The 22,571-nt window shown below is 30.5% G+C and carries 21 protein-coding genes; 19 read left to right on the forward strand and 2 right to left on the reverse strand.

The window, feature by feature from the left end:
* Positions 1–139 precede the first annotated feature (139 nt).
* From pyrB to pyrE, 7 genes are read left to right on the forward strand one after another with little or no spacing between them, the layout of a single operon-like run.
* Positions 140–1,066 (forward strand): aspartate carbamoyltransferase, encoded by a 927-nt coding sequence (pyrB, locus tag FGL08_RS04020; protein ID WP_138209551.1) that lies wholly within the window; start codon positions 140–142, stop codon positions 1,064–1,066.
* The gene (locus FGL08_RS04025) at positions 1,066–1,488 is read left to right on the forward strand and encodes an aspartate carbamoyltransferase regulatory subunit (RefSeq protein WP_138209552.1); all 423 of its coding nucleotides are present in this window, start codon (positions 1,066–1,068) and stop codon (positions 1,486–1,488) included. Before pyrB ends, FGL08_RS04025 begins: the two co-directional genes overlap by 1 nt.
* A 49-nt stretch (positions 1,489–1,537) precedes the next feature.
* Positions 1,538–2,719 (forward strand): dihydroorotase, encoded by a 1,182-nt coding sequence (locus tag FGL08_RS04030; RefSeq protein WP_138209553.1) that lies wholly within the window; start codon positions 1,538–1,540, stop codon positions 2,717–2,719.
* Positions 2,720–2,745: 26 nt separating this feature from the next.
* Positions 2,746–3,612 carry an orotidine-5'-phosphate decarboxylase gene (gene pyrF / locus FGL08_RS04035; RefSeq protein WP_138209554.1) on the forward strand — a complete coding sequence of 289 codons (867 nt, stop codon included), beginning with the start codon at positions 2,746–2,748 and terminating at the stop codon, positions 3,610–3,612.
* A 28-nt stretch (positions 3,613–3,640) separates the two neighbouring features.
* A complete protein-coding gene (locus tag FGL08_RS04040) occupies positions 3,641–4,378 on the forward strand; it encodes a dihydroorotate dehydrogenase electron transfer subunit (protein WP_138209555.1) in 738 nt (245 codons plus the stop codon).
* Complete coding sequence (locus tag FGL08_RS04045; RefSeq protein WP_138209556.1) at positions 4,371–5,267, forward strand: dihydroorotate dehydrogenase; 897 nt, start codon at positions 4,371–4,373, stop codon at positions 5,265–5,267. The genes FGL08_RS04040 and FGL08_RS04045 overlap by 8 nt, the downstream gene beginning before the upstream one ends.
* Positions 5,268–5,280: 13 nt before the next feature.
* Positions 5,281–5,850, forward strand: a complete 570-nt coding sequence (gene pyrE, locus FGL08_RS04050) for an orotate phosphoribosyltransferase (protein WP_138209557.1) — start codon at positions 5,281–5,283, stop codon at positions 5,848–5,850.
* Between the two features lie 182 nt (positions 5,851–6,032).
* On the opposite strand, the gene pflA is transcribed toward pyrE, so the two are convergent.
* Together pflA and pflB are read right to left on the reverse strand one after the other, a co-directional pair.
* The gene (pflA, locus tag FGL08_RS04055; RefSeq protein WP_138209558.1) at positions 6,033–6,749 is read right to left on the reverse strand and encodes a pyruvate formate-lyase-activating protein; all 717 of its coding nucleotides are present in this window, start codon (positions 6,747–6,749) and stop codon (positions 6,033–6,035) included.
* 74 nt (positions 6,750–6,823) lie between these two features.
* Positions 6,824–9,070, reverse strand: coding sequence for a formate C-acetyltransferase (pflB, locus tag FGL08_RS04060; protein WP_138209559.1), 2,247 nt, complete (start codon positions 9,068–9,070; stop codon positions 6,824–6,826).
* A 435-nt stretch (positions 9,071–9,505) separates the two neighbouring features.
* Here pflB and FGL08_RS04065 point away from each other — a divergent pair, with 435 nt between their 5' ends.
* From FGL08_RS04065 to FGL08_RS04120, 12 genes are all read left to right on the forward strand, one after another.
* Complete coding sequence (locus tag FGL08_RS04065; RefSeq protein WP_138209560.1) at positions 9,506–10,333, forward strand: hypothetical protein; 828 nt, start codon at positions 9,506–9,508, stop codon at positions 10,331–10,333.
* A gap of 33 nt (positions 10,334–10,366) precedes the next feature.
* Positions 10,367–11,146: a sugar phosphate isomerase/epimerase family protein gene (locus FGL08_RS04070; RefSeq protein ID WP_138209561.1), complete on the forward strand. Its 780-nt coding sequence runs from the start codon at positions 10,367–10,369 to the stop codon at positions 11,144–11,146.
* 213 nt (positions 11,147–11,359) lie between these two features.
* Positions 11,360–12,652: a trigger factor gene (gene tig / locus FGL08_RS04075; protein WP_138209562.1), complete on the forward strand. Its 1,293-nt coding sequence runs from the start codon at positions 11,360–11,362 to the stop codon at positions 12,650–12,652.
* A gap of 169 nt (positions 12,653–12,821) precedes the next feature.
* Positions 12,822–13,406, forward strand: coding sequence for an ATP-dependent Clp endopeptidase proteolytic subunit ClpP (gene clpP / locus FGL08_RS04080; RefSeq protein ID WP_138209563.1), 585 nt, complete (start codon positions 12,822–12,824; stop codon positions 13,404–13,406).
* Positions 13,407–13,425: 19 nt separating this feature from the next.
* Positions 13,426–14,718, forward strand: a complete 1,293-nt coding sequence (gene clpX, locus FGL08_RS04085) for an ATP-dependent Clp protease ATP-binding subunit ClpX (RefSeq protein ID WP_138209564.1) — start codon at positions 13,426–13,428, stop codon at positions 14,716–14,718.
* 109 nt (positions 14,719–14,827) lie between these two features.
* Complete coding sequence (lonB, locus tag FGL08_RS04090) at positions 14,828–16,531, forward strand: ATP-dependent protease LonB (RefSeq protein ID WP_138209565.1); 1,704 nt, start codon at positions 14,828–14,830, stop codon at positions 16,529–16,531.
* Between the two features lie 179 nt (positions 16,532–16,710).
* Complete coding sequence (gene lon, locus FGL08_RS04095; RefSeq protein ID WP_415578600.1) at positions 16,711–19,017, forward strand: endopeptidase La; 2,307 nt, start codon at positions 16,711–16,713, stop codon at positions 19,015–19,017.
* Complete coding sequence (gene yihA, locus FGL08_RS04100; protein WP_138209566.1) at positions 19,007–19,600, forward strand: ribosome biogenesis GTP-binding protein YihA/YsxC; 594 nt, start codon at positions 19,007–19,009, stop codon at positions 19,598–19,600. The genes lon and yihA overlap by 11 nt, the downstream gene beginning before the upstream one ends.
* A gap of 235 nt (positions 19,601–19,835) precedes the next feature.
* The gene (locus FGL08_RS04105) at positions 19,836–20,324 is read left to right on the forward strand and encodes a hypothetical protein (RefSeq protein ID WP_138209567.1); all 489 of its coding nucleotides are present in this window, start codon (positions 19,836–19,838) and stop codon (positions 20,322–20,324) included.
* Between the two features lie 231 nt (positions 20,325–20,555).
* A complete protein-coding gene (locus tag FGL08_RS04110) occupies positions 20,556–20,879 on the forward strand; it encodes a hypothetical protein (RefSeq protein WP_243117935.1) in 324 nt (107 codons plus the stop codon).
* A 44-nt stretch (positions 20,880–20,923) separates the two neighbouring features.
* On the forward strand, positions 20,924–21,205 hold the full coding sequence (locus FGL08_RS04115; RefSeq protein WP_171011928.1) for a hypothetical protein: 282 nt from the start codon (positions 20,924–20,926) through the stop codon (positions 21,203–21,205).
* Positions 21,206–21,267: 62 nt separating this feature from the next.
* Positions 21,268–22,332, forward strand: a complete 1,065-nt coding sequence (locus FGL08_RS04120; RefSeq protein ID WP_138209568.1) for a hypothetical protein — start codon at positions 21,268–21,270, stop codon at positions 22,330–22,332.
* Positions 22,333–22,571: the final 239 nt, after the last annotated feature.

Genomic DNA, 22,571 nt, shown 5'->3' on the forward strand with positions numbered 1-22,571 from the left:
AATTATACTATAGGTATAATTATATAAAATTATAACTTATAAACCAATAATTAGGCAAATTCAGTCTTCCTTAAATGAGGAAGACTTTTTTATTTACCTTTAAACCTAGTCCAGAGAGACTAAAAAGGAGGAGTATGAAATGTTAAAAGGAAGACATTTAATTGATCCAATGGATTTCACAGTAGAGGAATTAAATGAAATTTTAGATTTTGCACAAAGAATTATTGAAGATCCAGAAAAATATGCTCACATCTGTGATGGTAAAATATTAGCCACTCTTTTTTATGAGCCAAGCACAAGAACTAGATTAAGCTTTGAAGCTGCTATGCTAAGACTTGGTGGTAAAGTATTAGGATTCTCAGAGGCTAAATCTAGCTCAGCTGCAAAGGGTGAAAGTGTTGCAGACACTATAAGAACCATTGAATGCTATGCAGACATAGCAGCTATGAGACATCCAAAAGAGGGCGCACCTAAAATCGCATCTATGCATTCACAAATGCCAGTTATCAATGCTGGAGACGGTGGACATCAACATCCAACTCAAACATTAACAGATTTACTTACTATACGCTCTTTAAAAGGAGAACTTTCAAATTTAACTATAGGTTTATGTGGAGATTTAAAATTTGGAAGAACTGTACATTCACTAATTAAAGCCATGTCAAGATATAAAAATAATAAATTCATACTTATTTCACCAAAAGAGTTAAGAATACCAGATTATATTAGGGAAGAAGTTCTTAAGAAGAATAATCTAGAATTTAAAGAAGTTGAAAGAATAGAAGATGTTATAGAGGAAGTAGACATACTATACATGACTAGGGTACAACGAGAGAGATTCTTTAATGAAGAAGAGTACATAAGATTAAAAGATTGTTACGTACTAGATGTAGCCAAAATGAAAGATGCAAAGAAGAATATGATAGTTATGCATCCATTACCAAGAGTAAATGAAATTTCACAGGAAGTAGATAAGGATTCTAGGGCAGCATATTTTAAACAAGCTAAGTATGGTATGTTTGTTAGAATGGCTTTAATTGCAAAACTTTTGGGGGTGGATAAATAATGTTAGCTATAAATCCAATTAAAAGAGGAATAGTAATTGACCATATAAAAGCAGGACTAGGTATGAAAATATTTTATTATCTAGGCCTTGATAAGGTAGAGTTTCCGGTAGCCTTAATTATGAATGTGCATAGTGGAAAAAATGTTAGGAAAGACATTATAAAAATAGAAAATAGGTTAGATGTAGATTTAGCTGCTCTAGGCTTTATAGACCCAGGTATTACTATTGACTTAATTGAGGATGAAAAAGTTGTAGAGAAAGTAAAGCCTCAGTTACCAAATGAAATTGAGAATGTAATTAAGTGCAATAATCCAAGATGTATAACTTCTGTAGAACAAGAAATATCTCATAAGTTTTATTTAGTAGATAGAGAAAATGGAACCTATAGATGTGAATATTGCGATGAGGTATACAAGCTTTAAAAGTATAATACCCATGGCTAGAATTTAGAATAAATCGAGGTGAGCATGTATGGAACTATTAATCAAGAATGTGAAAATGGTAAGTGCAGAGGGGAATTTTGAGGGTGACCTTTATATAGAGGATGGAATCATAAAAGAAGTAGGCATAGGTTTAAAAAGAGACTGTGAGATAGTAGAAGGAAACGGAAATACATTAATGCCTTCTTTTGTAGATATGCATTGTCACTTTAGAGACCCAGGATATACATTTAAAGAGGACTTAGAAAGTGGTTCTAAAGCAGCTGTTAGAGGTGGATACACTCAGGTTAACTTAATGGCAAACACAAACCCAATTTGCAGTGACATGGACACCTTTAACTATGTAATAGAAAAGGGCAGGAAATTAAATATAACAGATATAAATCAAATAGTATCAGCCACAAAAGATATGAGTGGACAAAGTATAGATCACTTAGAGCATTTAACAGAAGAGGTTAAGTTCATATCTGATGATGGAGTAGGAGTAAATTCAGATAAGATTATGTATGATGTAATGATGAAAGCTAATGAAAAAAATCTTACATTAATATCTCATGCAGAAACTCTTACATTTTCGAATATAGATATGAGGCTTGCGGAAAATATGATGACTTTTAGAGATATAGCACTATGTGAACATACAAAGGCAAAGGTTCATATGGCACATGTAAGCACTAAGGAATGTATAGATGCTATAATAAGTGCTAAAAAAAGAGGGGCAAATTTAACCTGTGAGGTAACTCCACATCATTTAGTTTTAGCAAATAGTTCCTACAGAGTTAACCCTCCTATTAGGGAAGAATCTGATGTAAATTCTTTAATAGAAGCTATACAAAATGGATATGTAGATTGTATAGCAACCGATCACGCCCCACATAGAAAAGAAGATAAAGAAAAAGGTGCACCAGGAATATCTGGTATAGAAACATCATTTTCATTATGTTATACAAAGCTAGTTAGAGGAGGGCATATAAGTTTAAATAAATTATCAGAACTTATGAGTAAAAATCCTTCTAACATAATGAAATTAAAATCAGGAGAGATAAAACCTGGCTTAAAAGCTAACCTAGTTTTAATAGATATAGATAAAAAGTATATCATAGATTCAAAGGAGTTTTATTCAAAGGGTAAAAACACACCATTTGATGGAGTTGAAGTTTATGGGGATGTACTTATGACCATTAAAGATGGAGAAATAAAATATATAAAATAACTTTATATTCTCTAGGAGGAGTAAAGATGATAATAGATAGATTGTATGAAAGTGTAGAAAAAAAAGGTCACGTATGTTTAGGCTTGGATACGGATTTAACATATATACCAGAGTATTACGTTAAAAAGTTTAATTCAATTGGAGATGCAATATTTAATTTTAATAAGGCTATTATAGATAAAACATTTGATGTAGTTGCTTGTTTTAAAGTTCAAATAGCCTATTATGAAGCTTACGGTATAGAAGGAATTAAGGCATATAGCAAAACTTTAAAATATATAAAAGAAAAAGGGGCTTTATCCATAGCTGATATAAAAAGAGGGGATATTTCAAAAACTGCATCTATGTATGCAAAGGCACATTTCACAGGAGCCTTTGAAAGTGATTTCGTAACATTAAATCCATATATGGGAATGGATAGTATAGAACCATATCTAGATTATATAAGAAATTCTGAAAAGGGAGTATTTGTTCTTATTAGAACTTCAAATAAAGGTGCAGAAGATGTGGAGTATATAGAAACTAAGGCTGGTAGAAGGGTTTATAATGTAGTAGGAGAAAAGGTTCACAATATGGGATTAGATTATCTAGGCAATTGTGGATACAGTTCCATAGGGGGAGTTGTAGGCTGTACTCATCAAGAAGAGGGAAAAGAAATAAGAAATACTTTAAATAAAACATTCTTTTTAATACCTGGCTACGGAGTTCAAGGAGGGACAGCTAAGGATGTATCAGTATACTTAAAGAATGGAAATGGTGGAGTTGTAAACTCATCGAGAGGAATAATTCTAAGCTATAAGAAAAAAGCAGGTGGAGAATTAGAATTTGCAAACTGTGCGAGAGAAGCGGTTATAAAAATGAGAGACGAAATTTTAAAGGAACTTAGTAAATAAAGCATAGTAATTAAAGGAGTGTATACACTTGATATGTTCTGTAGAAAAGGTACTTTTTAATAGGAAGATCGAAGAGGGAATTTACGAAATCGGAATAAAGGGTAATTTTAAAGGGGGTTCTGGCCAATTTTATATGTTAAGACCTGAGGGACAGGGAATATTACTTCCAAGGCCTATAAGTATTTATGATTTAAAGGAAGATTATATAAGTTTTCTATATGCAGTAGTAGGCCGAGGAACAGAACTAATTAGAAATTTACAAGAGGATTCAGATATTCAAATTATGGGTCCTTTGGGGAATGGGTTTAATATAAATGAATTAGAAGGAAAGAAGGTTGCTATGGTAGCAGGAGGCATAGGAATAGCACCTTTAGTTTACTTAAGTAAGACCTTAAAAGAATGTGAAATAGATTTTTATGCTGGTTTTAGAGATGTACACTACGCAGTAGATAGTGTTGAACAGTATACAAAAAATATTTATATATCTACAGAGCACGGTACAAAAGGACATAAGGGATATATAACTGACATATTACAACCTAATAAGTATGATTTTATAGTTACTTGTGGGCCTTTAGTTATGATGAAGAAAGTTATTAATATAGGGAAAGAGTTGAATAAGAAAGTTATAGTTTCTATGGAGAATAGAATGGCTTGTGGCCTTGGGGCTTGCCTTGGGTGTACATGCAATACTAAGGATGGAAATAAGACTACCTGTAAAGAAGGGCCAGTATTCTATGGAGAGGATTTGATGTTTAATGACTAAAGTTAATATGTGTGGAATAGAATTTAAGAATCCTGTAATAGCTGCTTCTGGAACTTTTGGATTTGGTGAAGAATTCTCAAATATATATGATGTATCTAAATTAGGAGGAATATCTTCGAAGGGATTAACTTTAAATAAAAAAGAAGGAAACTATGGATATAGAGTTTTTGAAACAAGTAGCGGAATGATAAATAGTGTTGGACTTCAAAATCCAGGCGTAGATGGATTTATAAAAGATTATCTACCTAAGATGGAAACATATAATACAACAATAATAGCAAACTTAGGTGGAGGAACTATAGAAGATTATGTAGAGGGCGTTAAAAAGTTAAATAATACCTCAGTGCATATGATAGAATTAAATATATCTTGTCCTAATGTTAAAAGTGGTGGAATGGCCTTTGGAGTAAAGTCTAAGGTTGCATATGATGTAGTAAAAGAGGTTAAAAGGAATTGTACAAAACCTCTAATGGTAAAATTATCACCTAATGCAGAAGATATAGTTGATATGGCATGTGCTTGTGTGGATGCAGGAGCCGATGCATTATCATTAGTAAACACTTTTAAAGCACTGGCCATAGATATTAATAAAAAGAAACCAATTTTTAATAACATCTGTGCAGGTCTTTCAGGTCCAGCTATAAAACCTATAGCATTAAGAATGGTATACGAGGTATGTAAAATAGTAAATGTACCTGTTATGGGACTTGGGGGAATAATGACTACAGAAGATGCTATAGAATTTATTATGGCAGGTGCTACAGCTATACAGGTTGGAACAGCTAATTTTGTAAATCCACGAGCATCACTTAATATAGTAGAAGGTATAGAAAAATTCATGGAAAGAGAAAATATAAAGAGTTTAGAAGAAATAAAGGGGATAATATAGGGAGGATAATATAATGAATAATATAAATGTAATAGGAATATTAAAAGAAAGTGAAGCATTACTAGATGGACACTTCTTACTTTCTTCAGGAAGACATAGCGATAGATACTGTCAATGTGCAAAATTACTTCAATATCCAGATAAAGCAGAAAAAGTTTTAAGTGTAGTTTGTGAAAAAGTAAAAGACTTAGACTTTGATATGGTAGTTGGACCTGCTATGGGGGGAGTAATAGTTGCATATGAAATGGGTAGACAACTAGGAAAGCCAGCAATATTTACAGAGAGAGTAGAAGGAGAAATGCAACTTAGAAGAGGTTTTTGTATAGAAAAAGGGAAGAAAGTATTAATTACAGAAGATGTAGTAACTACAGGTAAATCTTCTATGGAGACAGCAAAATTACTAAAAGAATTAGGAGCAGAGGTTATAGGAATTGCTACTATAGTAAATAGAGGAGTAACAAACTTAGAATTACCAGTATATAGCTGTGTAGAATTAGATATACAAAGCTATGAAAAAGAAAAATGTCCATTATGTGAAAAGGGTATGGAGTACATAAAGCCGGGAAGTAGAAATATAAAGTAAAACAATGTTATAAATAAAAATTAAAAAATATTTAAATAAAATAAAAGAGCACTTATTTTATAAATTATGGTAAAACCAGACTTTACTTATGGAAAATCTTAGGGTTTATATATAATCAGTTTTACTTAGGACATAAAATTTAGTGCTCTATTTTTATAAAGTTATTACAAGGTTTTGTGTTTTTACATTATCTTAGATTCTAAGTATTTTTGTAGTTCTTTTGTTTTATCCTTATCCATAGGTGGTACATTTTCTAGTTTATAGGGTATGTTTAATTTATCATACTTATGAGCACCTATAGTGTGATAAGGAAGGAGTTCAATCTTTTCTACATTTTTAATATTCTTTATTATGCTCGCTAATTTATCTAAATGTTCTTTTCCATCAGTTATTCCAGGAACAATTACATGTCTTACCCAGACTTTATTTTCATGTTCTCTTAATACCTTTAAAAATATGTTTAAGCCATCCATACTATGGTCAGCTAAGTTTCTAAAGCCTTCTTCATCTACGTGCTTTATATCTAGAAGGACTAAATCTGTATATTTAAGAATTTCATCATAGTACTTTTCTATACCTATTCCTGAAGTGTCTACAGTAGTATGGATACCTTTTTCTCTACATAATTTTAAACATTGAATTAAAAATTTAGGTTGCATTAAAGGATCCCCACCAGAGAAGGTTACCCCGCCGTTATTTTTAAAATAAGGCTTAAATTTTTCTACTTTATTAAGTAATTCTAGAGGGGTATATTCTATTCCTTGTGAGAAATTCCAAGTATCTGGGTTATGGCAATAAGAACATCTTAAAGCGCATCCTTGAAAAAATACTACTGTTCTTATACCAGGACCATCTAAAAGTCCCATACTTTCTATAGAGTGAATAAATCCCTTTATCATTTATATAAATCCTCCTAAAAGGGGAATAACTTATAAAAGTTATAAGTTATTCCTAGGTTTATATTATAATTTAACTACATACAGTCATGGAATGTTCTACTTATAACATCTAATTGTTGTTCACGAGTTAGTCTGCTGAAATGAACAGCATATCCAGATACTCTAATAGTTAAAGTAGGGTACTTTTCTGGGTGTTCCATAGCATCAAGTAGGGTATCTCTATTTAATACGTTTACATTTAAGTGGAATGCACTTTGGCTGAAGTATCCATCAAGCACAGAAACTAAATTATTTATTCTAGTAGCATCATCCTTACCTAAAGTATCAGGTACTATAGAGAATGTGTTTGAGATACCGTCTTGGCAGAAATCTTTATATGGTATTTTAGCAACAGAGTTAAGTGATGCTAAAGCCCCATTTTCATCTCTTCCATGCATTGGATTTGCACCAGGTGCCAAAGGTTCACCTACTTTTCTACCATCTGGAGTAGAACCTGTTTTCTTACCATAAACAACATTTGATGTAATGGTAAGGGCTGATAATGAGTGGTCAGCATTTCTATAGGTTTCATGCTTTTTAAGTTCATCAGAGAACTTTTTAACTACATATACGGCTAGATCATCAACTCTATCATCATCATTTCCGTATTTAGGGAAGTTACCCTCAATATCAAATCCAGTTGTTATGCCTTCTTCATTTCTAATTGGTTTAACTTTTGCATATTTAATTGCACTTAAAGAGTCTGCAACTACTGATAATCCAGCTATACCGAAAGCCATAAACCTTTTAACCTCAGTGTCATGTAGGGCCATTTGACCAGCTTCATAAGCGTATTTATCATGCATGTAATGAATTGTATTCATTGTATTTACATAAAGATCGGCAACATATTCCATAACTTTATTAAAGTTACACATAACCTTATCAAAGTCTAGAACTTTATCCTCCATTTTTGGAATATGAGGTATTACTAATTCTAAGCTTCCATCTTTAGCTCTCTTAACTTCTTCATAACCACCATTAATAGCATATAATAATGATTTAGCAAGGTTAGCTCTAGCACCAAAGAATTGCATTCTCTTACCTATTTCCATAGCAGAAACGCAACAAGCAATACCATAGTCATCGCCGTATACAGGTCTCATAATATCATCATTTTCATATTGGATTGCATCTGTTTCAATGGACATTTTTGCACAATATTTTTTAAATCCTTCAGGTAATTTTTCAGACCATAGGACTGTTATATTTGGTTCAGGAGCAGGACCTAAATTAGTTAGGGTATGAAGGAACCTAAATGAAGTTTTAGTAACTAACGGTCTACCATTTAAGCCTACACCACCAATTGACTCAGTAATCCAAGTTGGATCTCCTGCAAATAGATCATTATATTCTGGAGTTCTAAGATGTCTTATAAGTCTTAATTTAATTACGAATTGGTCTATAAGTTCTTGAGCTTCGGCTTCTGTTATTTTTCCATCTCTTAGATCTTTATCTATAAAACAATCTAAGAATGTTGTGGTTCTACCTAGTGAAGTTGCAGCACCGTTATTTTCTTTTACAGAAGCTAAGTATCCAAGATATACAAATTGAACAGCTTCTCTTGAATCTTTAGCTGGTTCAGATATGTCTATACCATATGACATAGCCATTTTCTTGATTTCTGCCATTGCCCTTATTTGTTCAGATACTTCTTCTCTTTTTCTTATTAATTCATCAGTAGCAGGACCTGCGAGATTGTTAAGGTCTTTTTTCTTTTCTTTTATTAAGAAATCCATACCATAAAGAGCTATTCTTCTATAGTCACCTATAATTCTTCCCCTACCATAAGCATCAGGAAGTCCTGTTAAAAGTCCTACGTGTCTTGCTATTCTAGCTTCTTTTGTATAAGCATCAAATACACCTTGGTTATGAGTTTTTCTATATTTAGTAAAGTATTTTTTTATATCGCTATTAAGCTCATATCCATATGCTTCAAGGGATTGCTCTACCATTCTTGTACCACCATATGGATTAACAATTCTCTTTAAAGGCGCGTCAGTTTGAAGGCCTAAAATAACTTCATTATCCTTATCAATATACCCAGGTGCAAAGTTGTTAATACCAGATATTTCATTAGTTTCAATATCAATTACGCCCTTTTTTATTTCTTCAATAATTAATTCATGAGATTTTGCCCAAACTTTATCGGTCTTTTCTGTAGTTCCAATTAGGAAGCTATCATCACCCTCATAAAGATTATAGTTTTTTTGAATAAAGTCTCTAACATTTACTTCCTTTTTCCAAATATCTCCCTTAAAATCTTCCCATTGTTTAAACATCAAACTACCTCCTAACATTTATTTAAATTTATAAACTCTATTTAAAAGCAGGTTAATTGAATAAAAATGTTATATAAAGTAAAGATTTTGTTAAAAATTTAATAAAATAAAGAAAAACATAATTATAAAATAATGAATATTCTATAAAAAATAATATTTTCTGAAATTCAAGTAAATTATACACCATTTGAATCATTTTGTTAATAATAAATTAAAGAAATATATAAATAAAATTTTAATTATAGATTACTAAATTTTCAAATAATTATAAATAGGTTCAAAACTCTCAATAATAATGTTATTTTTTTAACAATATTCAAGAGATTTTAATATTTTTTAAATAAATGTATTTTAAGTGTAATATAACTGCTAATTTTAATTATTTGAGTTATAATAATGTATGATAATAATACAATTATAGGAGGGGAACTGTAGTTGAAAAAACCTAGTGTATTCAGTAAAGATTATGAAAAAAAGATAAAGCAAATAAGGCGTAGGAAAATTATAATAGGATTCTTAATATTATTAGGTTTAATCGGTTTGGCAGTGTTTATTATTAAGCCTTCAAAGGTAAAAGGGGATATAACTTCTATTAAAAACATATTTTCAAGAAGTTCAAAAAAGGAGAAAAAAACAATTGCAGGTAACAAATCTAGTATAGATAGATCATCACAAAATAAAGCGGAGAAAGAAAATAAAAATATAGAAAAAATTGAGGCTCCTAAAAAAGTAATAAAAGATATAAATATAAAGTTAAATGATCAATTAACTATAAGAGGGAAAATTGAGGAGTTTAAGGGTGATAAAATATTTATTTCAATGAATCCTATAGAAAATATTAATTATGAGCTTAGTAAAGACAAGAAAACTTACTTGATATTTAATGCAAAAAATCAGGATATGTATTTGGCCAATATAGATGGGAAGGCTACAGATATTACAAGAAGAATTCATTATACTAAAAATAAAAATAAGATTTATAAAGAAAATAAACTTAAGTCATATCCAAACTTTATATGGGCTACTAGTCCTAAACTATTTAATGGGAAAGTATTTTATTTAAGTAAATTACCTAACCTTTCTAATAAATATCCTTATTTTGTTTGGGTTTATGATATAAATATTAATAAACATGAATATTTGAAAGATGCTAGGCTAAGAGGATATGAGGGAAGTTTTGGAGAGATAAAAGAAAACAAATTAGAGATAATTTTAAATAAAAATAAGTATCTCGTCTATGAAAATGGTAATATACTAAAATAGTTAAACTGAATAAAATAAAAGGTGGTAGCTTTTATGGAAATAGGATTATCTTCGGCTACTTTTTATCCAAAGATTAATACAGAGGATAGCTTAAAAATTATTAAAGATTTAGGGTTTGATTTTGCAGAGATATTTATAAATACTCATTCAGAATATAGTCCTAAGTTTTTAGAAATCCTAAAAAAAGAAAAGGAAAAGACAGAGTTAGAAATACTATCAGTTCACGCTTTTTGTGCTATTTTTGAGTTATATCTTTTTGATCCCTATATTAGACGAAGGAAAGATATGATTAAATATTTTAAGAAACATTGTAAACTTACTAAAGAATTAGGAGCAGAATTTTATACATTTCATGGTATGAAATATTCTAGTTTAGATAAAAATAAGCTGAGAAGTATAAAAGAGATTTATGAGGAATTATCGTATATTGCAGGAGAAAATGGAATAAAGTTAGCACAAGAAAATGTTTCCTGGTGTCAATCTTCAAGTTTAGAGTTCTTGCAGTTTTTAAAAGGAGAAGTTAAAAATCCAATATACTTTACATTAGATATAAAACAAGCATATAAATCAGGCATATCTCCTTCTGAATATATTAAAATTATGGGAAATAGGTTAGTGAATATTCATATAAATGATAGGAGTTCTACAGAAGATTGTTTACTTCCAGGAAAAGGTGATGTTGATTTTGAAAAACTTTTTGAGGAATTAAAAAAAGCTGGATATAAAGGTAAAGCGATTATAGAAGTATATAATGAAAACTTTAATAGTTATAATGAACTTATAGAATCTAAAAAATACTTGGAAAATATTTAAATTATATGTATAGTTGTAAACTAACTGATAAATTTTTGGGATATTGAGTAAATAATCATAATTTTAATTGTAAAGATACTAGAATATAGTATATAATTATAGGAGTGTATAAATTAGGAATAATGTATTAGGCTATATGGTTGTATGAATTATATACCTATGTTATAATAACCTAGTTAGAATATGGATGCATATTAGTAGGAGGAGTATAGGATGAACGTTAAAGTTGAAAAAAAAGAAAAGAATGTTATAGAGCTTGAAATTACAGTTGCAGCTGAAAAATTTAACGAGGCTTTAAAGAAAGCTTATGCTAAAAATGCAAAGAAATTTAATATACCAGGATTTAGAAAAGGTAAAGCTCCTATGCATATAATAAAGAAATTTTATGGAGAAGGAGTTTTTTATGAAGATGCTATAAACTTCTGTTGTGATGATACATACCCAAAAGCTATTTCAGAAAATGATATAAAACCAGTGGATTATCCAAAAATTGATATAGTTGAAATTGGAGAAGGAAAAGACTTTGTATACAAAGCTGAAGTTGTAACTTATCCTGAAGTTGAGCTTGGTGAATATAAAGGTGTTGAAGTTGAAAAAGTATCTTATGAAGTAACTGAAGAAGAAATAGATAATAGATTAAAAACTGCTCAAGAAAGAAATGCAAGAGTAGAAGATAAAAAAGATGGCGCTATAGAAAAAGGTGACATCGCAGTTATAGATTTTAAAGGATATGTAGATGGAGTAGCTTTTGAAGGTGGAGAAGCTCAAGATTATGAACTTGAAATAGGTTCAGGAACTTTTATAGGTAACTTTGAGGATCAATTAGTAGGTCTAAAAGTTGAAGAGGAAAAAGAAATTAATGTTAAATTCCCAGAAGAATATGGCAGAGAAGATTTAAATAATAAAGATGCTAAATTCGAAATAAAAGTAAAGAACATCAAGTTCAAAGAGCTACCGGCTCTTGATGATGAATTTGCAAAGGAAGTTTCAGAATTCGAAACTTTAGAAGAATATAAAAATGATATTAAAAAGCAAATGGAAGAGTCAAATGAAATAAAAGCTAAAAGAGAATTTGAAGAAGCTGTTATAAGCAAAGTTTGTGAAAATGCAAAAGTTGAAATTCCAAGTGTTATGGTAGAAAAAGAAATAGATATGATGTTAAAAGACCTTGAAATGAGATTAAAGTATCAAGGATTAGACTTAGAATCATATTATAAATATACAAACAACACTGAAGAAAAAGTAAGAGAATTTATGCAAGAAAATGCTGAAAAGAGAGTTAAGACTGATCTTGTAATCAGTAAGATAGCTGAAGTTGAAAAGGTTGAAGCAACAGAAGAAGAAATAACTGAAAAGGCTAAAGAAGTTGCTAAGCAATATGGAGACCAAGATATAGAAAAAACAGCTGAATTAATAGCTAAGTCTCAAGGTCACTTATTAACAACTGATATAGTAAATGAAAAAGTTATTGATATCCTAGTTAAAAATAGCAAAGTAAGTGCATAAGATCAATTACTAATAAAGAAAATTAAAGTTGCCAGATATTTATTCTGGCAACTTTTAAAAAATAAAGAAATTCTTTAGAAAATGTTAAATTTTCTAATAAAATTTAAATTTTTGGTCAATAATTTAATTATTAGTATTTTTTGCTATATAATTAAAGGAGGGGAATAAATTGAGTTTAGTACCAGTTGTAGTAGAGCAAACAAACAGAGGAGAAAGATCTTATGATATTTATTCTAGATTATTAAAGGATAGAATAATATTCCTAGGAGAACAAGTAAATGATGTTTCAGCTAACTTGATTGTAGCTCAATTATTATTTTTAGAATCAGAAGACCCTGATAAAGATATTCATCTTTATATAAATAGTCCGGGTGGTTCTATAACTGCAGGAATGGCTATTTATGATACAATGCAATATATCAAGCCAGACGTATCAACTATATGTATTGGTATGGCAGCTTCAATGGGAGCATTCTTGCTTGCAGCAGGAGCAAATGGAAAAAGATTTGCACTGCCTAATAGTGAAATAATGATTCACCAACCATTAGGAGGATTCCAAGGGCAAGCAACTGATATAGATATACATGCAAAACGTATACTAAAAATAAAAGATACTTTAAACCAAATTTTAAGTGAAAGAACAGGTCAACCTTTAGATAAGATAAAGAAAGATGTAGAGAGAGATTACTTTATGAGTGGAGAAGAAGCAAAAAATTATGGTTTAATTGATGATGTTATCTTAAATAAGAAATAAGCCTTAGTGAGGTGTAATGATGCCAAAATTTGATGACAAAAAACAATTAAAGTGTTCATTTTGTGGAAAAGGTCAAGAAGAAGTTAAGAGATTAATAGCAGGGCCTGGGGTATATATTTGTGATGAATGTATAGACCTATGTTCAGAAATAATTTCAGACGAATTAGATGAAAATGTAGAAATGAATCTTGAAAATCTTCCAAAACCTTCACAAATAAAAGAATACTTAGATCAGTATGTAGTTGGTCAAGAAGGAGCTAAGAAATCCCTTGCCGTAGCAGTATATAATCATTATAAGAGAATCAGTTCAAATGTTAATATAGATGATGTAGAGCTTCAAAAGAGTAATATATTATTACTTGGACCTACGGGATCAGGTAAAACATTACTTGCTCAAACACTTGCTAAGTTTTTAAATGTACCTTTTGCTATTGCAGATGCAACGACACTAACAGAAGCTGGATACGTTGGAGAGGATGTTGAAAATATCCTACTTAAATTAATTCAAAATGCAGATTATGATATTGAAAGAGCAGAAAAAGGTATAATTTATATTGATGAAATTGATAAAGTAGCTAGAAAATCTGAAAATCCATCTATTACGAGAGATGTATCTGGAGAAGGAGTTCAACAGGCTTTACTTAAAATTTTAGAAGGAACAGTAGCTTCAGTTCCACCACAAGGTGGAAGAAAGCATCCTCACCAAGAATTTATTCAATTAAATACTTCTAACATATTATTTATATGTGGTGGAGCATTTGATGGTGTGGATAAAATAATAGAAAAAAGAACTACAAAAGCATCTATAGGATTTGGTTCAGAGGTGAAATCTAAAACTGAAAAAGATGTAGGAACGATGTTACAAGATATAATGCCTGGAGATCTTTTGAAATTTGGATTAATTCCTGAGTTTGTAGGAAGACTGCCTATTATAGTTACATTAGAATCTTTAAAAGAGGAATTCCTTGTTAGGATTTTGAAAGAACCTAAGAATTCTCTAGTAAAACAATATAAAAAGCTTTTCGAAATGGATAATGTTTTATTAGATTTTGAAGAGGAATCTCTTTTAGGAATTGCTAAAGAAGCTATCGATAGGAATACAGGGGCCAGAGGTCTTAGAGCAATTATAGAAGAAACCATGAAAGATATAATGTTTGAAATACCTTCTAATGAAGGTATAGAAAAAGTTATAATTACTAAAGACACATTAAAAAGTAAAGAACCTAAACTTATTATGGCTAAAGATGGAGTAAGAACTCCTATAGCGAAGCCAAAGAAAAAGAAAGAACTAAGTGGACCAGAAACAGCTTAATAAATAGATTTTTAGGGTGAAGAATATTCTTCACCCTTTTGTTGTCTCAGAATATCCTCTTTAAATATTGGCAATAATAGAAAAGACTATAATATAAAAGGGTGATAAAATGAATACAGAAGTGTTAATTATTCTAGAGATATTTTTTACAGTGGTAATGGGTTTATATTTTTTATTAACATTAAAAAATCAAGGTACTTCAAAGCATAGTACCATTAGAGAAAGTAAGAAAGAGTTAGAAAAACTTAAGTGTATGAGAGAAGTATCTTTAACAGTGCCATTATCAGAAAAGAGTAGGCCTATAAGTTTTGATGAAATAATTGGTCAAGAAAAAGGTATAAGAGCACTAAAGGCAGCATTGTGTAGCCCAAACCCTCAACATGTAATAATATATGGGCCTCCAGGCGTTGGTAAAACTGCGGCTGCTAGGTTAGTATTAGAATATGCAAAGGGTATTCCTCAATGTCCTTTTTCTAACAAAGCTAATTTTATAGAAGTTGATTGTACAACTATTAGATTTGATGAAAGAGGAATAGCAGATCCTTTAATAGGTTCTGTTCATGATCCAATTTATCAAGGAGCAGGAGCTTTTGGAAGTGCCGGGATTCCACAACCTAAGCAGGGAGCAGTTACAAGAGCACATGGTGGAATGCTATTTTTAGATGAAATAGGGGAACTTCATCCCATAGAGTTAAACAAACTTTTAAAAGTAATGGAAGATAGGAAAGTTTATCTTCAAAGTTCGTACTATAATTCAGAAGACCCTAATATGCCAGAGTACATAAAGGAAGTTTTTGAAAATGGATTACCAGCAGATTTTAGGTTAGTTGGTGCAACAACACGAAGTCCTGAGGAAATTAATCCAGCTATAAGATCAAGATGTGTAGAAATATTTTTTAGATATTTATCCTCGGAGGAAGTAGAAAAAATAGGTGAAAATGCTGTTAAAAAAGTATGTATGAAAATAGAAGAAGATGGCTTGAAATTAGTAGGAAGATATTGTACTAATGGTAGGGAAGCCATAAATCTCGTACAATTAGCAGCGGGCATAGCGATTAATGATACTAGAACAGAAATTATAAAGGAAGATATACTGTGGGTTATTGAAAATGGTCAATATTCACAGAGACCAGAAAAAAATATTTTGGAAACACCTAAGGTTGGCTATGTAAATGGACTTGGAGTATACGGTGCTAATTTAGGTGCGGTAATGGAAATAGAAGCTATGGCAAGGAAAGTAGGTAATAACAAGGGCAAAATTAACATTACAGGTATTGTTGAGAGTGAAGAGATTTCCTCCTCTAACCGAAAATTAATTAAAAAAAGTAGTGCTAAATGTTCAATTGAAAATGTAATTACAGTGTTGCAAAACTTAATAGGTAATTCTCTAAAGGACTATGATATACATGTTAATTTTCCAGGAGGTGTTCCAATCGATGGACCGTCAGCAGGAATAAGTATAGCAACTGCTATATATAGTGCTTTGACAGAAATACCAGTGAGTAATGATATAGCTATGACAGGTGAGATATCTATACTTGGTAAAGTTAAACCAGTAGGAGGAGTAAATGCAAAAATAGGAGCTGCTGCAAAAGCTGGAGCAAAACGAGTATTGATACCTTATGAGAATTGGGAAGAAAATTATAGTAAATTTACAGATATAAAAGTTATACCCGTAAAGAGATTAACAGAAGTCTTAGAACTATCATTAGTAACTAATAATAATATGGAAATAACAAAGGAAAATATGGGAAAAATTGGAAAAGATAAGGAAATAGGAATATTAACAGCTAAATCTTTAAGAGAAGAGTAAAGTTAATTGAAAAAATAGGTTTTTATAGGTATAATATATTAGTCGTAGTGTTTTATTTTTAAATAGAATTAATCTACATTTCACATAAATATTTATTTAATTAGTCTTAGTTAGGGGGAAGAGTTTTGGAAAAAGAATTGGAAAAAGACATAAATTCAATAGAAGAAAAGATTATAGCAATGATTCCATTAAGAGGTATTAACGTATTTCCAGGAATGGTTATACATTTTGATGTTGGAAGAGAAAAATCTATAAAGGCTTTAGAGTCTGCTATGGTTAATGAACAAGAAATTTTTCTAGTAAGTCAAAGAAAGGCAAAAACAGAGGAACCTACTGAAGAGGATATATATAATGTAGGTACAATTTGTACCATAAAGCAATTATTAAAATTACCTGGAGATGCAGTAAGAGTTCTTGTAGAGGGTAAATACAGAGCAAAAATAACTGAATATAAAGAAACGGAGCCTTTTTTTAAAGTAATTATAAAGGATGTTGAAGATATATATTCAAAAGAACAAGCAGATATGGATGCGGTACTACGTTCTGTAGAAAAGCATTTCGAGGAGTATGTTAAATTAGCTGGAAATACTTCTGGAGATTCCCTATTAACTTTAGAAGATATAGAAGATGCGTCAAAATTTGCAGATAGTATAGCTTCATATTTGATTCTAAAGGGTGAGGAAAAGCAAGAGCTATTACAGACAGAGGATGTATATTCAAGACTTGAAAAGTTACTTCAAATAATAATAAAAGAGATTGAAATTTTAACTGTTGAAAAGAAGATAGGCTTAAAAGTAAAAGGAAAAATAGAGAAATCACAAAAAGAATTTTTCTTAAGGGAACAGATGAAAGCCATTCAAGAAGAACTTGGGGAAGATGATGAAGAGAAGAAAGAAATTGATGATTACAATAAAAAAATCGTAAAGGCAAAACTTCCATCAGAGGTAAAAGAAAAAGCACTTTATGAGTTAAATAGGTTAAAATTGAGTGGAGGATATTCTTCAGAATCATCAGTAATAAGAACTTATTTAGATTCTATCTTAGATCTTCCATGGAATAAAATAACCAAGGATAATCTAGATATTAAAAAGGTTAAAGAAGTTCTAGATAAAGAGCATTACGGTCTTGAAAATGTGAAAAAGAGAATAATTGAATATTTATCAGTAAGAAAAAGAAGTCCCAAATTAAATGGACCTATATTATGTTTTGTGGGTCCTCCAGGGGTAGGTAAAACTTCTATAGCAAGGTCTATTGCAACATCAGTTAATAGAAATTTTGTAAGGATGTCTCTAGGTGGAGTTAGAGATGAAGCAGAGATACGAGGTCATAGAAGAACTTATGTAGGTGCGATTCCAGGAAGAGTTATTTCTGGCATGAAGCAGGCTAAATCTAAAAATCCTTTATTTTTATTAGATGAAATAGATAAAATGAGCAATGATTTTAGAGGAAACCCTGGCGACGCATTATTAGAAGTCCTAGATGCAGAGCAAAACTCTACATTTAGAGACCATTACTTAGAACTAGATTTTGATCTTTCAAAGGTTATGTTTGTAACTACAGCTAATACTTTAGATACAATTCCAAGACCACTATTGGATAGAATGGAGGTTATAGAAGTATCGGGGTATACTTTTCAAGAAAAATTCCATATAGCAAATAACCACTTAATTCCCAAAGCTTTAAAAGTCCACAATGTGGAAAATGGAATAGTATGTTTTTCTAATGCTTCTATAAAAGTTATTATAGAAAATTACACAAGAGAATCTGGAGTGAGAAATCTTGAAAGAAAAATATCTTCTGTAATTAGAAAGGCTATAACTGAGCTTGAGGAAAAAAATAAAGAGAGCATAAATATTACAGTAAATCATGTGAGAAAATATCTAGGTACAGAGATATTTACTTATGATTCTATTGATAAGGAAGATAAGGTTGGTGTGGTTACAGGACTTGCATGGACGGCTTATGGTGGAGACACCCTTCCAGTAGAGGTAAGTGTAATGCAAGGTAATGGTAAATTACAATTAACAGGTAAACTAGGAGAAGTAATGCAGGAATCTGCTAAAACGGCCTACAGTTATGTTAGGTCAATGGCAAAAGAATTTGGTATTAAAGAAGATTTCTACAAAAATAATGATATCCATATTCACGTACCAGAAGGTGCTGTACCTAAAGATGGACCGTCTGCTGGTATAACTATGGTAACGGCTTTAGTTTCAGCGTTGAGTGGTAGAAAAGTAAAACACAACGTGGCTATGACAGGAGAGGTAACTTTAATTGGTAGAGTACTTCCCATTGGTGGATTGAAAGAGAAAGCTCTATCAGCCTATAGGGCAGGAATTGATACTATTATAATTCCTAAAGAAAATGAAAAAAATCTTAAGGATATACCAGCATCATTAAAGAGTAGGGTTAATTTTATTCCTGTAACTGATGCTAGAGATGTAATTAAAAATGCTTTAATTGGAGAGAAAGAAAATGAGAATTAAACAATCAGATTTTATTTGTTCAGCTGTAACACCTAATCAATATCCGGAAGATAAGGTTTTTGAAGTTGCTTTTGTTGGAAGGTCAAACGTTGGGAAATCTTCTTTAATAAATACCTTAACAAATAGGAGGAAATTAGTTAAAGTTAGTGGAGTACCAGGAAAAACAAGATTAATTAATTTCTTTTTAATAAACAATAAATATAACTTTGTTGACCTGCCTGGTTACGGTTATGCTAAGGTATCTAAAACTGAAAAAGCCAAGTGGGGAAAAATTATGGAGGAGTATCTTGTTAATCGTGAAAATTTAGAAAAGATAATTCTTCTATTAGATTCAAGACATAAGCCTACTGCAGATGATGTTTTAATGTATGAATGGATAAACCATTATAATATAGAGCCTGTTATAGTTGCAACTAAAATAGATAAACTAAAAAGAAGTGAAATAAATAAAAATTTAAAGGTTATAAGAGATACCTTAAACTTATCAAAGGATCAAAAGATATTTCAATTTTCTTCTTTAAAAAAGTCAGGTATAGAAGAACTTTTAGAAGAGATTTTTAATGGAGTTGAAGAAGAGGAATAGAGGGTATCACATATTATATATAAGTTTTTTAAATTTTAATTTAAATAATATAAAAGTAAGAAAATCCTAAGGATATAGAGAATATTCTTAGGATTTTTTTGTTTGAAAAAAATATTATTTTTTTTGTGTCAAAAGCTATGAAAACGAATAGTATGAAGTATAAGGCTTTTGAAGAAGCCTGAAACAAAAGATAAAAGTTTAAGGGTTTAAAATCTTCTGAAAGGAGGAAATTCCTATGGATCTCAATGGTATGCTAAATCAATTTATGTGTGATGGGGATAATAAAGATGCAATAAATGATGTACTAGGTAGATGTGTAGGACATGGATTTGGCAATATAGGCTTAATTATAATATTCATTATACTCCTATGTTGTTGTTGCGGATCTGGTTTTGGTGGTTTTGGTTTTCCATTTGGAAACTTTTTCGGTAGAGGGGGATGTTGTGGCAATCAATTTGGACCAGGCTTCCCTCAGTATCCAAACCAACCAAACTTTCCACAGTATCCAGGTTATGAATGTTGTCCACCACAAGAATGCTGTCCATGTTGTTGTAATGTATGTTGTTGCTGTTGTGATTGCGATCCTTGTGATGATAGCGGATGTGATTGCTGTTGCTCAAGGAAGAAACGTAGAAAATGTAGAAAGGCATGGAGAAAGTATAAGAAGTATCTTTGTGAATGCTCCTGTAGATGCAATGAACCTTGTTTTAATCCCTGTTGTTAGTCTTAACACAATAAATGTAGCTTAATACTAATAATATAAATGTATTCATTTATCTAATGGTTTCGTAAATATGTAGTAGAAAAATTTCTTCGACTGTAGTTCATAATAATTATAATGTTTTTCCTTGAAATAGAATTAGGAAGTTTAGTAGGCAGCTAGATATGTAATCTTTAAAGAATGTATGTAGTTAAAAATTAAATTAATATCTTATATATTAAAGGAGGAGATTTTATGTCAAGATGTTGTAAGTCTAGAAGACGTCATATGCAGTGTTGCAGACCTATGTGCTGTATGGAGCCAACTTATGTGGAGCCAACTTATGTTCAACCAAGCTATGAAATGATGCCATATGGTAACTATCCAGTTGCTGGGGAATATGGTGGAAAAGGATGTTGTAGTTTTTCATGTTTTATAATCCTTATATTAATATTACTTCAATTTAGTTGTAGAGATCATAGACATGATGATTGTGAAAGAGAGGGAAGAACTATAGATAAAGGCATAATCTTTATAATTGCATTATTCTATTTATCATGTTGTAGCCCTTGTGCTTAAAATATAAAAAATATAAATTTAAAAATGAGAGAGGAGTGTTTTAAATGTCAAGACATTGTAGATCTAAAAGAAAGCATAATTGTTGCTGTATGCCAATGATGCCTTATCCTAGTGTATCTCCAGCTTCATATGGAGCAGATAACTATGGTGATGGAGGAAGTTGTTGTAACTTCCCATGCTTTATAATATTAATTCTAATATTATTGCAATTTGGTAGAAAAGAGAGAAGATGTGATGATGAGTGCCGTGATGGATTAGGAATAGATAAGGGAATACTATTTATAATAGCACTTTTCTATCTATCATGCTGTAATCCTTGTAGATAAGAAGAAATATATTAAGGAGGGCTACGGCCCTCCTTGTTTAATAAATGAATAGAGGTGATATAATGTCAAAACGTAAAAGACGTAAAAGACGTGAAAGGGAATTCATGGAAGAAAATTTTCAAAACTCTATGTATAGACCTAATATGAATGGATATAATATGATGCAAAATCAGAATCAACCTAACAACAATATGGATAATGGTATTAATAATAGTCACAATAATATGGGTAGTAGTATGAATAGTAATGCAGGTAACAATATGTCAAATGATATGGAAGATGATATGAGTAATAACTTTATGGAGGACATGGTTAATAATTTGCCTCCTAATATGGGAAATAATTTTATGGCAAACTTTATGGGGAACAAGGGATCAATGGCAGGAAATACAATGCATAATTCTAATCAAATGAATAATAACCCTATGCACAATAATCAAATGAATAATAATCCTATGTATGGTAATCGAATGTATAATAATCAAATGAATGGTAATCCAATGAATAACAATCGCTTAAACTCATTTTTTCAAAATTTAAATCAAAATCCACTATTACAGATTTTAACTAACATAGATTTAAACCTATTATCAAAGCTGCTAATGGGCAATAAGAAGAATAATAATCATGGTGAAAATAGTGATGTTAAAGATAACTTTACTGAGATACTTAAAAACTTAAATGAAAGTGATATAAATGATCTTGTTAAAAATGTAGATCCACAAGAAGTAAGCTCTATATTAAAAACTTTGAATTTAAATACGGATAAAGAGGAAAAAGAGGATAATGAGGAGTATGTTGAACATATATATGAAGATAATCAGGAAGTAACTATAGGTGAAGACTCATATGGGTCATCTAAAATATTAAATATTGTAATGACTATTTTAAATGGCGAAAATCCTGAGTTTCTAAGAGAAGTGGTAGATGTATATGATAATTTTTATGTAGAAGGAGAGCTAGAACATCATATGGAAAGAGATGTGCAAGAGGGGGAATATGATAAAGAAGCAATTAATTTAGCAATGGAGAATGAGGAAGAGGTAAATGAAGTAGGAGTTTTAGATGATATTAATCATGAATCTTGGAATGATTCAAATAAAGTTATAGATATTGAAGAACTATAATTAAAAAATATTTTTAAAAAAATTTTGAATAAAAAATTAGGGAATGGGAATAGTATAAATGAAGTAGTTATACTTTAGATTTAAATTAATCCCCATATCCCCCTAAAAGGGTCGCTTATGCGGCCCTTTTTATTATTCTAGATAGAAAAGATTAAAGTAAGTATTGGCTAGTTCTATGTTATGAAATTTTTTATACTTTAAAATAATGTAATATTATATATTTATATTGTTGAAGTTTT

The sequence above is a fragment of the Hathewaya histolytica genome (genome assembly GCF_901482605.1).
GTDB classification, from domain to species: Bacteria; Bacillota; Clostridia; order Clostridiales; family Clostridiaceae; genus Hathewaya; species Hathewaya histolytica.